This window comes from Thermogutta sp. (genome assembly GCF_039793925.1).
Taxonomy (GTDB): domain Bacteria; phylum Planctomycetota; class Planctomycetia; order Pirellulales; family Thermoguttaceae; genus Thermogutta.
In genome coordinates this window covers 1-448 of record NZ_JBAMME010000372.1, presented here as the reverse complement: position 1 = coordinate 448, position 448 = coordinate 1, and the positions used below count along the sequence as shown (strand labels likewise).

Below are 448 nucleotides of genomic sequence, written 5' to 3'. Positions count from 1 at the left end.
AGAGCGGTGTGGATTTCTTGGTGGAATTTGAGCCCGGCCGAAAGACCTTTGATAACTTCATGGCCCTGGCCTTTCTGCTGGAAGAACTGCTCGGGCGCCCGGTGGAACTGGTCACACCGGAGTCTCTAAGTCCCTACATCCGGCCCTATATTGAGTCTGAACTGAAGTATGTCCTGGCTTGAGTACCTGCGCCACATTTTAGCGGAGGCCGAGTACCTGACCCGGCCAGCGCCGGGCTGACCTACGAGGAGTTCGTTCGGGACGAAACTTTGCAGAGGGCCTTCGTCGGAGATGTTAGGAGTCAGGTAACGACGATTTCGGTGATCTGAGGTAAAGTTTTATGGAAACAGTGAGAATTGCTGTTGAGTTACCTGCAAGCGTTTTGTCCGCGTTGCGGGAGGACCCTGACCGGTTTGTGGCCGAGATGCGGCTGGCCGCGGCGGTCAAA

1 protein-coding gene is annotated in these 448 nt (G+C 55.8%); it reads left to right on the top strand.

What is annotated here, in order from left to right; all coding sequences use genetic code 11:
* The coding region (locus ABJK56_RS20150; RefSeq protein ID WP_347246485.1) for a nucleotidyltransferase domain-containing protein at window positions 1–182 on the top strand (182 nt) is incomplete at its 5' end.
* Window positions 183–448: the final 266 nt, after the last annotated feature.